At 58.0% G+C, this 12,784-nt stretch carries 10 protein-coding genes and 1 pseudogene; 10 read left to right on the top strand and 1 reads right to left on the bottom strand.

Annotated elements, in window-relative coordinates; genetic code table 11:
* A partial coding sequence (locus K6117_RS13885; protein ID WP_425514720.1) for an AMP-binding enzyme occupies nucleotides 1–371 on the top strand: 371 nt, incomplete at its 5' end.
* A 152-nt stretch (nucleotides 372–523) separates the two neighbouring features.
* Here K6117_RS13885 and K6117_RS13880 read toward each other — a convergent pair.
* Nucleotides 524–1,837 carry an aromatic ring-hydroxylating oxygenase subunit alpha gene (locus K6117_RS13880; RefSeq protein ID WP_221796487.1) on the bottom strand — a complete coding sequence of 438 codons (1,314 nt, stop codon included), beginning with the start codon at nucleotides 1,835–1,837 and terminating at the stop codon, nucleotides 524–526.
* A 136-nt stretch (nucleotides 1,838–1,973) separates the two neighbouring features.
* Between K6117_RS13880 and K6117_RS13875 the strand changes: the two genes are divergently transcribed.
* The 9 genes and pseudogenes from K6117_RS13875 to K6117_RS13835 all read left to right on the top strand — a co-directional run bounded on the left by K6117_RS13875 (nucleotide 1,974) and on the right by K6117_RS13835 (nucleotide 12,696).
* Nucleotides 1,974–2,186, top strand: coding sequence for a hypothetical protein (locus K6117_RS13875; RefSeq protein ID WP_221796484.1), 213 nt, complete (start codon nucleotides 1,974–1,976; stop codon nucleotides 2,184–2,186).
* Between the two features lie 172 nt (nucleotides 2,187–2,358).
* A complete protein-coding gene (locus K6117_RS13870; protein WP_221796481.1) occupies nucleotides 2,359–3,603 on the top strand; it encodes a TetR/AcrR family transcriptional regulator in 1,245 nt (414 codons plus the stop codon).
* 648 nt (nucleotides 3,604–4,251) lie between these two features.
* A complete protein-coding gene (locus K6117_RS13865) occupies nucleotides 4,252–5,286 on the top strand; it encodes a phosphotransferase family protein (protein WP_221796478.1) in 1,035 nt (344 codons plus the stop codon).
* On the top strand, nucleotides 5,283–5,801 hold the full coding sequence (locus tag K6117_RS13860) for a hypothetical protein (RefSeq protein WP_221796475.1): 519 nt from the start codon (nucleotides 5,283–5,285) through the stop codon (nucleotides 5,799–5,801). The genes K6117_RS13865 and K6117_RS13860 overlap by 4 nt, the downstream gene beginning before the upstream one ends.
* Before the next feature lie 33 nt (nucleotides 5,802–5,834).
* Nucleotides 5,835–6,788, top strand: a complete 954-nt coding sequence (locus K6117_RS13855) for a DUF7064 domain-containing protein (protein WP_221796472.1) — start codon at nucleotides 5,835–5,837, stop codon at nucleotides 6,786–6,788.
* 54 nt (nucleotides 6,789–6,842) lie between these two features.
* A complete protein-coding gene (locus K6117_RS13850; RefSeq protein WP_221796469.1) occupies nucleotides 6,843–9,158 on the top strand; it encodes a TonB-dependent receptor in 2,316 nt (771 codons plus the stop codon).
* Between the two features lie 20 nt (nucleotides 9,159–9,178).
* Nucleotides 9,179–9,844, top strand: coding sequence for a glutathione S-transferase N-terminal domain-containing protein (locus K6117_RS13845; protein WP_221796466.1), 666 nt, complete (start codon nucleotides 9,179–9,181; stop codon nucleotides 9,842–9,844).
* Nucleotides 9,845–10,033: 189 nt separating this feature from the next.
* Nucleotides 10,034–10,846: pseudogene (locus tag K6117_RS13840) on the top strand (aldehyde dehydrogenase family protein); the annotation flags it as partial.
* Nucleotides 10,847–10,956: 110 nt separating this feature from the next.
* Complete coding sequence (locus K6117_RS13835; protein WP_221796463.1) at nucleotides 10,957–12,696, top strand: acyl-CoA dehydrogenase family protein; 1,740 nt, start codon at nucleotides 10,957–10,959, stop codon at nucleotides 12,694–12,696.
* Nucleotides 12,697–12,784: the final 88 nt, after the last annotated feature.

Raw genomic sequence — 12,784 nt, 5'->3', positions numbered from 1 at the left:
TGTTCGACGAAGAAGGCTATCTCAGCGTCGTCGATCGCAAGAAGGACATGATCAAGACCGGCGGGGAAAATGTGGCGAGCCGAGAGGTGGAGGAAATGATCTTCACTTATGCAGCCGTGTCCGAAGTAGCCGTATTCGGCGTGCCGCATCCGCATTGGATCGAGGCGGTCATGGCCGTCGTCGTGCCGCGTCCGGGACATAGCATCAGCGCAGAGGATGTACTGCAATTCTGCCGCGCGCGGATGGCGGGCTACAAGGCGCCAAAGCTCGTGGAAATTATCGATGAACTGCCCAAAAATGCGAGCGGCAAGATCCTCAAACGCGAACTGCGCGAACGTTTTTCACATCTTGGTGCGAAACTCGGCGCGTAGCCATCCGGGCATAGTTGTTTGCATATGTCATCCGGCTGGGGCCATTGCCCTTCAGCCATATATCGCAGGGTCTAAGGCGGGATCGGGTCAAAAATGAAGGGCCGGTCTATGGACGAAACTCTCGTCCGCAGACCGACCCCTGATGGCTTGGATCAGCGACGGCCCTCGATATAATCGTTCAGGATCTCATGGAAACGCTGCACGCGCTTTTCCTGATTGGGGAGCAGGCCGCCCCAATAGCCGCGCGAGTGGAGGCCGAGTTGCTGACCTTCCGCGATGCTGAGATCCTGTTCGGCCACCGGACCGAGTTCCATTTCGCCATAACGACCGCGCACGCGTTCGGCGCGCTTGAATGCCATCGGGCCCATCGGACCGTCGACCTGATCCGTGCCCGGTACCGGGGCATGCGACACGAACCAATGGTCGAAGACGCACTTTTCCGGGTCGGTCGGATGCGGTTCGGAGCGGAGTACCTGAAAACCGTCCGGCCACATGGTGAAGGTCACGTTCGGGAACAGCGTGTAATGATGGTAATCGGTCAGCTGGCTGTCCGTCATCGTGGCATAATGCGCATAGCCACGTTCCACGCCATGCTTGCGCTTCTGCTGCTGGATCGCGAGGCGGGCATCGCCGGCACGATCCTCGAACGCCTTCGGATCAAGACCCCAATAGGTCAGTGCATCGGCCAGCGGCGGTTCGACAATATCCTGCGTCGGATATCGGCCTGACGGACGGACGCCCTTCATGACCATATGGTTGTGCGCATTCGGATACATTTCGAACAGGGTTTCGCGATAATCATCGTCGATGATGTTCTTGATTTCCGGGTGGACGGTCGGAATATGGTAGGATTCGTTGAAGTTATCGCGGATGATCTTCCAGTTGCAGTCGACCTCCGCCGTCAGATACAGAATGCGGGTCATGCGTTCCGGCTGCCAGCTGTCGATCTGGTCGGCGACCGGGCCAAGCCATGCCCGCACCGACGGGGCGTTGCGATCCATGTTGATCCAGACAAAACCCATCCAGACTTCGCACGCCACTTCCACCAGCTTGGTACGGCCACAGGGGTTGCCCAGCGGAAAATCTTCCGGGTCCTGTACTTCTAGCAAGGTACCGTCCGGTGCCCATTTCCAACCGTGATAGGCGCAGGTGAGTGCCTCGGCACCCCCAATTTCCGTCCATGCCAGACGATAGCCGCGATGGGCGCAGGCATTGTAGAAGGCGCGGATCGAACCGTCCTTCTGCTTGAGCATGACGACCGATTCAGCGCCGATATTGTGGACAAGAAAATCGCCGGTCTCTTCAAGATCGGCCGCGCAGCCGCCAATGTGCCACACGCGGGTCCAGACCTTTTCCCATTCCGCCTTCATCCATTCGCGCGTGTAATAACGCTCACCCGTGATGCGGTCGCCGCGGACGGCCGGATCAAGCTCCAGCAACTTGTTGGCGAAGACTTCGGTGTTCATGGCGCTCTCCTAGTGGCCTTATTTGTAAACCCGTTCGGAGACCCGGCATGAGTTCCCAAAACTTGCCGCGTAGAAGGTCGCAAAATGCGTCGTCATGCTTTGATCTTGGTCAAAGCGAGCGACAATGCTAGTAAAAATGAGAGGTGAACTGCACCTCATGTTTTACGTTAAAATATTGATTTATATATATTGTACCATTGAAGAAAAAAGACATATTGGTCTGTTTTTTAAGGGGGCGAAAGAGGCTTCCCCTTTTGTGACCGGCGCAGCTGGCGGCTGCGAATTGATTCTTGCCGGCCCTATTTCAAGGCGGCCGGATATGTTGCGGATTCATAATAAGCCGCTCTAGCATCGGCTTCGCCGGTTGCGTATCGGGATGAATTGGGGGAATTAATAGCCGCTATGCGAGGGGGGGACGGGATGTCGGCCACTCTTTTCTGTGACATGCCGATGCCGGGAAGATCCCTTGTCAACCTAAGGAAAATCTTCAACTATAGATGGTCGATTAAAGGATGAGAGTTTTGGCCTTGAATGTCAGCGAGCGATCAGGGTCTGGTTATCGGCTGATCGATGAGACCATTACTGCGATTGCGCACCAGGGCCTGCATGGCCTTTCGCTGCGTCAGATTGCTGCATCGGCAGGCGTGTCGACAGCCTCTATTTTCCATTTTTTTGGGAAGAAATCCCGGTTGATCGAGGCCGCCATCGAGCGCGCCCTTGAACTGGAAGAAGATTTCCACGCGCGGTTGTTGTCGGATCTGGAGGGGCTGGAGCCCGATGCCACCGCGCTGGCCGATTTGGTCGTGAGTTATATATTCAAAAGGTCTGGATTGGACCTTACGCGGTTTTGGCTGGAGATCGTCTTCAATGGTGATTGGCTCGACGCGGGCGCGGCGGTGACGCGATGGAACAGGTCGCGGCATGATTTTTGGGCGCAGATCATCGGCGTTCCGGATCAAGGGACGCCATTTTCCGATTTTCTGGTGCCTATGCTGCTGATGGAAGAGACTTATGCCAGCGCATTGCACGACGATGTGACGTACTGGCCATTGCTTGCAGAGACGGTTCGGGTCGTAGCGGCACGTATTTATGGCTTGCCCATATGTGGCGAAGGCGCGGTGCTGCGCCGCCTCATGCAGGGCAGGGCCCCTCAATTTACCCTGCCCGAAGCCGGATGGTCGGACACGATTGCCAACCGGCTTTTGCTGAGTGCCTCCGACAAGATTTTTGCCGAGGGCGTTCATGCCCTGAGCGACCGGGATATTGCGAGCCTTGCCGGCACATCCTCCTCGATGATCGCATATCATTTCGGCGATTCCGCGAGCTTTTTGCAGCATGCCATATGGCGTGCGATGTTTCATGAAGTGCCGAAGCTGCTTGATCCCGCGATATCGGCAGAGACGATGCGTGATGATCTGGACGACTGGGTGTCGGTCATGGAGGGTATGGTCGGGTCGGTAGTGGAGCGTGGCAAGCCGGGTTTCTATCTGGGCTACACCCGTATCACCGGGCAGGCTGCCTTGCTCTGCCGCCGTCAGCCAGAGCTGATTCCGTTGATCCGACATTTACGGATCATCGAAGGTACCGGCACCTATCGATCGAGTCGCATGTATTGGCCGAAATCAATTCGGTTCGACGAGTCGCATGCCGCGGCCTTCGGCATCTGGATCAAGGGAATGGCCATTCTCGACAGCGTGCGTGACGCCGAAGCGCAAGGCCGATCGGATATATTAAGGCGCGCGGCTTCCTTTTTCGCGTCGGGCTGATCGCGCGCGCCGCATATCTCTTATTCATCACTGCCAGACATCGCCCGGGCCTAACGCTCGGGGCGCGTCAGCTTGCCGTCGCCTGCTGCGCTCGGCCTTTCTGATAAATGTCGATCTACCGTTATATAGATATAAGTTTTGGCGAAATTTCACCCTTTAGGCCTGCGCGCAGCCCATGATGTGATGAACCTCATCCATAGAATCTGATCTCTTGGCATATTTAAATAACATACTGTATTTATAATATTTATATATACATAATGCCTGCCTTCAAGGGAGGTGTGGTACACGCATGCGCTGATATCGCTAATCCGAAAGGTGCTGTCGATCTTGCTCTATGTCATCTGACATGCGTTGACACATGTGGATCAAGCGTTATATAAACTGGTGAACAATATAGGCGGTTGATCCAGCTTAATGGGGCGGGTCGCGGGCGGAAGTGGCGGATATCTGCCCTTCATGTCTGGAACTGTCATCGAGAGGCTGGCGACTGATCACAGGGGAAAGGCGGGGTTTGTTGTGACGCGAATGCATGGCGCTTGGGACCCCTTGGGTGTCCACGATCTCGAGCCCGCAGTGGCGGCTGTCCTGGATCGCAGGGCGGCACGAAAAGGCTCTGGCCCTTATCGCTCCCGCGCGGTTGAGTCAGTGGCCAAGGCTCTGGACACTTTTTTGGCGGGCGTGGCGCCCGGTGCGGAGCTGGCTCATTTGCGCCGTCTTGGAGGTGGTGCTTCCAAGGAGCAGTTTAGTTTCGAGATTTTGCCCGGCCATGAGGCCGCGGGCCGTTATGTCCTGCGGATGGAACCGATCCAGTCCATCTCCGAATCCGACAGGCGGCGCGAGTTTGAAGTCTTGCGGGCCTTTCAGGGGATCGTGCCGGCGCCGGAACCTATATGGCTGGACGCCGCCGGCGAGGTGCTTGGCCAGCCTTCGGCGATCATGCGTTTTGTCGATGGCGTGATCAAGCCAAGCGAGACCGTCAATGGCGTTACCGGCCTAGGGACCATTTTAGGCGAACGGTTACGGGGCTTGATCGGGCCGCAGTTTGTGCGCCATCTCGCTGCAATTCATAACTTTGAATGGCAGAAGCAGGGGCTCGCAGGTTTCGATTGCCCTGATGGCGATCCGCGCCAGGCCGCGCTTTGGCAGGTGAATTGGTGGAGCCGGGTGTGGCGTGAAGACCGCATTCAATCTGTCCCGATCGTCGCACTTGCCGAACGCTGGATGCGTCAGAATCTGCCGGCCTGTGACGAAGTGGTGCTGGTCCATGGCGACTACCGGACCGGAAATTATCTATTCGACGAGGCAAGTGGTGCAATCACCGCAATCCTCGATTGGGAATTGTGCCATTTGGGGGACTTCCATGAAGACCTGGCCTGGGCGCTGCAGCGTCTCTTCGGGTCCGTCGAGAATGGCCGCCAACTCGCCGGCGGTCTCATGGAGCGCGAGGATATGATCGCGCAATATGAGAAGGCTTCTGGCCGTACCGTCAATCGCAAGACGCTCCATTTCTACGAGATATTGGCCGCCTACAAATGTGTGGTGATCACCATGGGCACCGGCGTGCAGGCCGCCCGAGACCATCTCAACCATCAAGAGGCCTTGCTCACTTGGCTGGCACCGATTGCCCATATCTTCAATGCCGAGATGGGAGAACTTCTTAGCCGGGAGCCGAATGCATGACGCCAAATGTTCACGACCGCATTTCCAGCATGCAGCGCACCCTGATGGATATCGTCCTGCCCGCCATTCCGCCCGAGCAAGGGATGGCCGTTGAGCAGGTGCAGCTCGTGATCGGACATCTCGCGGTATTGGGCGAACAGTTCGATCTCGTCCATCTGTTCGAGCGTGCGGAGTGCAGGCAGCTTGAAGAGCTTGCTGCCGCGCTTTTGTCGGTGGTCGACGGCGGGCAGAACAGCATGGCCGCCGCGCAGGCGCTTCAGGGTGTGTTGTCTGCCGGCGTTGATGGCGAAGCGCGCAATGTGCGCGAACATATCGTGGCCCTCTCGCGCGGCATCGAGCAATTGGTGGAAGCCAGCGGTGTCGATGGCAGCGCACGCTTCATCGCCGCATCGACCGATTTGATACTGCGGTCGAACGAGATCACCAGCCAGTGCAATCGCAGCTTTTTCCGGTCGATGGGGTTTGAGCGCGGCGATGTCGATCTTCCACCTGTCCGGGATCTGATCGGCGGCTGAAAATGGCTGTCGCTTCCCGCCCACACCCAACATATGAGGAAAACAATGGATTTCGAGAATATTCGTTCGACCGTGCCTGTAGTCCCGGTCGAGGACGATAATCGCCACACGCTGCGGGACGTGCCTCATTGCCGGGAGGCTGTGGCGCTCATGTTCCAAGTGCCGGAGCAAGACATTGCCGGATTTCTGTATTTCTGGGTCACCAAGGACGGCAAGGCCGGTGCGGCTGCTGTGATGATCGGCGATGGCCTGGACGCGCCGATAAGTGAGCGCTTTGAAGAAGTGCCCGTACCCGCGACCATGGATTTCCATGACTGGCAGGTAAATGGCCTGACAGCCAAGCTGGGCGCGCCGCATCGGCAGCTTGATGTCACATTCGCGGGCCAAAGGGTGCAAATCACCGGGCATTATGAGGCGATGCATCCGCCTTATGCCTTCAGTTCGCACAAAGATGGCTGCCCGCCTTATTATGCGGATGATCGCACCGAACAGCATGGGATTATCACCGGTGAGTTGGTGATCGATGGGCGCAGGATTGCGCTTAATCATTTCATGCAGCGCGACCATAGCTGGGGTCCCCGCGTCTGGGGCCTGAATCAGCATTACAAATGGTTCCACGCCACCAGCGCAGAGTCCAGCGTCCACTTCTTTGAAATGCACTCATTCGGGAAGGTATTGGTGCGTGGTTATGTCGTAAAAGACGGCCTCATGTCTGAAATAACTGCAATCGATTATGATTTCGAGTTCGACGAAACCATGCATCAAAAGACGTTCGACGTTATCGTCACTGATACCGCCGGACGGCAGACCGATGTGCGTTGCAAGATCTATGCGAAGACAGAATTTGACGCTGATCCAATGATTTATCTTAAAGAAGGTGCCACCATTCTGACGATGGACGGTCAGAGCGGGAGCGGTTGGTGCGAATTTTGCTGGAACCGGAATTACTTCGATTTCGCCAAGAATTATGCAGATAAATATGCGTAATATGAATTTTTAATAAAAATTGACAGTTAAATATTTCGAGAGGGAGGTTTGATTATGACTGTTAAGGGGGGATACACTTCTATTTTGCATGTGGCGTTGTTGGCATCTGTCGCCTTCATATCGCCAGCGACGGCCCAGACTGTCGCTACTGCATCCGCAGACGCCGATAACGGTGGCCAGATCGCAGATATCGTCGTGACGGCGCAGAAGCGCGAACAAAGATTGTCTGATGTCGGCATTTCGGTGTCGGCCCTCAGTGACCAGACGATGACCCGGCTCGGTATGACGGACTCTACCTCGATCATCGGGGCGATTCCGAACATGGAAAATTCGCCGACCTATGGCCCGGGCACCAATCCGAACTTCTCGATCCGCGGTGTCTCGCAGAATGACTTCAACGATGGCACGGAATCGCCGGTGGCGGCCTATGTCGACGAAGTCTATCTCGTGCCGACCGGTGCGAGTTCATTCTCGCTGTACGACATGCAGCGCGTCGAGGTGTTGCGTGGGCCGCAGGGTACGCTCTTTGGACGCAACAGTACAGCCGGTCTGATCCACTTCATCACGGCCAAGCCGACTGACGCGTTCGAGGGTTCGATCGCTGGCAAACTCGGCTCATATCGGACGCGCGAAGTCACCGGCGTCCTGAATATGCCATTGGGTGAGACGCTCGCGGTGCGGCTGTCCGGGCAATATCATTATAACACCGGCTGGTTGGACAATCGCACCGGCAATCGCCCGGATGGTGGTCAGTCGAAAACGGCCTCGGTGCGTGCCCAGCTGCGGTACAAGCCGAATGACATCATCACGAATAACCTCAAGCTGTCGCATGATGATGCGCGCGGGGTGACCTATGGCAATTTTCATCAGGCGACCGGACAGGACCCCGTGACGGGAGACCAGTTTCTGATTGCGCCGGATCAGAATTTCTACGGCACCGGTGCCGGGCGCGACGTGTTTGGCTATGCCAATGAGGACAAGACCGACTTTGGGTCTGTGCATCGGCTGCGCAGCGCCAATTCCACCCTCGTCACGAACAAGCTCGACATCGATCTGGGCCGCGTCGTTGTCACCTCGGTCACGGGGTACAACCGTTACGAGCGTAACCAGAACGAGGATTGCGACGGGTTGCAGGCGAAGATCTGCCAGACCCATTACAATCCGGTCAGCCGCCAGTTCTCGCAGGAGCTGCGTGCTTTCGCCAATCTTGGGGCAACCCGCCTGACGGGCGGCGTCTATTTTCTCCGCCACAAGATCGTGCAGGACACGATCGCGCCGCTTTATGTCAACACACCGACCCCGATTGCGATTCTGGTGCAGGGTGAACAAGTCTCCAAGAGCTACGCAGTCTTCGGCAATGCGGAATTCGACCTGTCGCCGCAGCTGACCTTCATCGTGGGCGCGCGCGGTTCGCGCGATAAGAAGCATAACGAGCAGGTCCTGTCTTATGGTCTGCCTTGCGATGCCGCCAACCCATTTCCGGGTTATGAGGGGCTGTCAGGTACCGAGGTGCCGGTCTGCGGCACGCTGGCGTCCAACGTCTTTACCGATGAGACCGCTGGCGGCCTGACCCGGATCAGCAAGGATACATGGTCCGCCAAGGCTGAACTCGACTACCGTCCTACCCAGGGTGTGCTCATCTATGGATCGGTGTCGCGTGGTGTGAAGTCCCCGGGCTTCAACAACGGCGTTGTGGCGATCGGGCTTCCGCCGAGTGGCTACCAGTTCAAGAGCGAAACGCTGATTGCCTATGAAACCGGCGTGAAGAGCAGCCTGTTCGATCGTCGTGCGACTTTCGATCTGAGCGGCTTCTATTATGACTATAACAACTTCGATACGCTGTCGTTCGAGGGCATTGGCTCGCTCATCACCAATACCGATGCGCGGCTCTATGGTATGGAAGCCGAGTTGACCGTGAAGCCTGTGCCGGAACTGACTCTCCGGGTGAATGGTGGCTATACCCACAGCAAGCTGTTCGATGTCGCGAATGCTGGTCAGGTGGTGGCAGATCGCCAGATGCCGCTGGCACCGAAATGGACCACCAGCGCGCTGATCCGCTACGATCTCCCGGTCATGGCGGGCAAGTACAATCTCGGGCTGCAGGCAAGCGGTCGGGCGAGGGGTAGCTTCTACAGCACGCCGGGTAACGACACGGCCGGTATCAATCCGTCGTTCGGCATTGTGGATGCGCGCGTTGACCTGACAGAAATTTCTGATCGTTACAGTGTCGCCCTGTCGGTGCGTAACCTGTTCGACAAGAAATATATCAGCGCGATCTTCCTCGGCACCGGTATCGCCGGATACCGCTTCGGCCAATATGGCCAGCCGCGTTGGGTGTCGCTGGAGTTCAACTATCGCTTTGGCCGATAACCGATAGGAGAACGACAAACATGCTTCTCATCAGCGCTTCGCCAAGTCCCTTTGCACGGAAAGTCCGCATCGCTCTCATGGAGAAGGGCGTTGAATTCGAACTCCGGAATGAGATCCCTTGGCACGCTGATACCGAGACTCCTCTTTACAATCCGCTTGAGCAGTTGCCGATCCTTATCCCTGACAATGATGAGGAACCGCTGTACGGATCGGATTTCATCCTCGACTGGATAGAGGTTGAATATCCCGAACCAAGGCTACTGCCTGCCGACAAGCGGGAGAGACTTGCGGTGCAGCGCATCCAAGTGCTGGCCGAGGGGGTGATGGATGCGCTGGTGCTCTCTTTTTTTGAGTGCCAGCGCGACCATCCCAGCCCGGATTGGATGGCCCGCCAATTCCGCAAGATCTTGGGAGGGCTGGGCGCGCTTGAATTACGGGCGGGCGAAGGGTTGTTCGTGGCCGACCAGTTCACGCTTGCTGATGTGGCGGTGGTCTCTCTGCTTGGCATGATGGATATTGCCGAGCAGCAGGAAATGCAGGTGGCTTGGCGCGATCTTGATCCCACCATCTTTCCATGGCGCGCTCGTTTTCCGGCGCTTGCCCGATTTGAAGGGCGTTTGCGAGATAGGCCATCGGTGGCGGCAACGGGCCCGTTCATGTTCGACCTGCGTCAGAAGGTAATGTAAGTCCGAGCCGCCCAGTCTGGGGTAAAGCTATCGGCGCGTCAGAGAATTCGAGTTTGGAGTGAGAGGCTTCCTGCCCTGTCACTACCGATGTGCAGATCATGCTGTGCTGATCGGTCGTTTTGCGGAACGAGGCGGATGTCCATTACAGCATATGCCGTATAATCACGCATATAATATGGCCAGGACGCGGGCGCGCGCCTTGCCGCCCATCCCGGCGTCAATAAGATCGCCTTTACCGGATCGACGATGACCGGTCGCAAGATCATCGAGGCGTCTGCGTCGAATATGAAGCGGGTGTCGGTCGAACTCGGCGGCAAATCGGCGGATATCGTCTTTGCCGATGCCGATCTCGACCGTGCCGTCCCGGGCGCGGCCATGGCCTGTTTCAACAACACCGGACAGGTCTGTTATGCCGGTACGCGCTTGCTGGTGCAGCGGTCGATTCAGGATGAATTTGTCGCCCGTTTGGCGGAATTCGGACAAGGGTTGAAAGTCGGGCTCAGCATGGACCCGATGAGCCAACTTGGCCCGATCGTCTCGCGCCGGCAACTCGGCACGGTGCTGAACTATATCGATATTGCGCGCGACGAAGGCGCCGAAGTGGTGCTGGGCGGTGCGCGATTGGACGGCGATCTGGGCGAGGGCTTTTTTGTGCCGCCCACGATTGTCTGCGGTGTGAACAACAATATGCGCATCGCTCGCGAGGAAGTTTTCGGGCCGGTGCTGTCGGTGATCCCCTTCGATACCGAAGAGGAGGCGATCCGCATTGCCAATGACAATGATTATGGTCTTGGCGGTGCCGTCTGGACCCGCGATCTGGGCACGGCCCATCGGGTGGCGCGCGCGGTGCAAACCGGGATGATGTGGGTTAATTGCTATGGCGCGACCGAGCCTGCGGTGACATCCGAAGACATCCGCATGAGCGGATTCGGTGCCAAGGGCGGCCGCCGTCATGTGGATGAATATCTGACGACCAAGTCGGTCTGGATCAGGGTCGACTAGACAAAGGAACATTACATGCGCGGTGTCGTCCGCCTCTTTTCTCGCGCTGGATAAAGGCGCATTGTCATGCCCGTCTGACCCATTCGCCCCCCATTGGAGTTTTTCCTCTTATGTCCTTCACGTCACCGACCGTTGATCAGATCCTCGCCATGCGCGTGTGCGCCGAGATCGATGAATTGGCTGCGCATGATCGCTTTGCGGCGGCAACCCCGGATCTTGTCGCGGCGATTGCGGAGGGTATCGGCCAATATGCGGCGGGCGAATGGGCGCCGCTCAATCGCATCGGGGATACCGAGGGCGCGCAGATCAGTGATGGGGTCGTGCGCTTGCCCGCCGGTTTTGCCGAGACCTATCGCGCTTATGTCGAGGCGGGCTGGAATGCCATTGCCGGACCGGAGGCCTTTGGCGGTCAGGGGCTGCCCTTCACCCTTGCGTGCTGTGTGATGGAAAGTCTGGGCGCGGCCAATATGGCCTTTTCCTTGCTGCCGATGCTGACCGTCGGCGCCATCGAGGCGCTGGCGCATCATGGCAGCGCAGAACAGCAGGCGCTTTATCTGCCAAAGCTGATCAGCGGTGAATGGTCGGGCACGATGAACCTGACCGAACCGCAGGCGGGCAGCGATGTCGGCGCGTTGCGGGCCACGGCCCAGAAGATTGAAGACGGGCCCCATGCTGGCAAATATCGCCTCAATGGCACCAAGATATTCATCACTTGGGGCGAGCATGAACTGGCGGAGAACATCATCCATCTCGTGTTGGCGCGCACGCCGAATGCGCCTGCGGGCACGCGCGGGATCAGCCTGTTCATCGTGCCCAAATATCAGGTGGAAGCCGATGGCAGCCTTGGCGCGCGCAATGACCTGAGGGCGGTGAGCATTGAGCACAAGCTGGGCATCCACGCCTCGCCGACCTGCGTGATGAGCTATGGCGACAATGGGGAATGCATCGGCGAGCTGATCGGCCATGAGAATGAAGGGCTGAAGGCGATGTTCACGATGATGAACGCCGCGCGCATCAATGTCGGCAGCCAGGGCGTGCAGATCGCCGAGGCGGCAATGCAAAAGGCCATGTCCTATGCCCGCGACCGGGTGCAATCTGCCCGTGCCGGTGCCGCAGACAAATCACCGGTCGCCATCATCCAGCACCCCGATGTCCGGCGGATGCTGATGCGGATGCGGGCGTTGACCGAAGGGGCGCGGGCGCTGCTTTATTATACTGCCGGTCAGGTCGATCGCGGCACGACGGGCGATACGGATGCGCAGCAGCGGGCGGATGTGCTGGTGCCGATGTTGAAGGCATGGGGCACGGATATTGGCTGCGAAGTGGCCAGCCTTGGCGTGCAGGTCCATGGCGGCATGGGCTTCATCGAGGAAACCGGCGCGGCGCAATTCTTCCGCGATGCCCGGATCGCCCCGATCTATGAAGGGACCAACGGCATTCAGGCCGCCGATCTGGTGACGCGCAAGCTCGGCTATGCGCAAGGGCAGGTCTTGCAGGCACTGCTCGCCGATATAGTTGCTGGCGCTGAAAAAGGGTCGCTGCTGTCGGCGCTTGCGCAGGATTGTATGACCGTCGCCGACTGGATGCGTGACACGGCCAGCATCGACGACAGGCTTGCAGGCAGCGTGCCGTTCTGCACGATGTGCGCGGTGGCGGTCGTCGGTTGGCAGTTGTTGCGGCAGGCGCAGGCAACCGCGGAACAGGGCGACGCGGTCGCCAAGTCCAAAGGCGCGGTCGCCCGTTATTTCAACGCCTATATCGTGGCGGAAGCTCGCGGCCTGCGGGCAGCGGCCATGGGCGGGGCGGAGATGCTATACGCCCTTGAAGAGAACGAACTCGCCAATCTCTAAAGGCACAGGGTGGCCCATGGCTGGCATCATTCATGACGCCAGCCGCTCAATGCGGCGGCAGAGCGTGAACTCAACTTCATTTGGCGAC

Source organism: Alteraquisediminimonas sediminicola, assembly GCF_019740335.1.
Lineage (GTDB): Bacteria > Pseudomonadota > Alphaproteobacteria > Sphingomonadales > Sphingomonadaceae > Alteraquisediminimonas > Alteraquisediminimonas sediminicola.
This window is presented reverse-complemented; position numbering and strand designations above follow the sequence as displayed.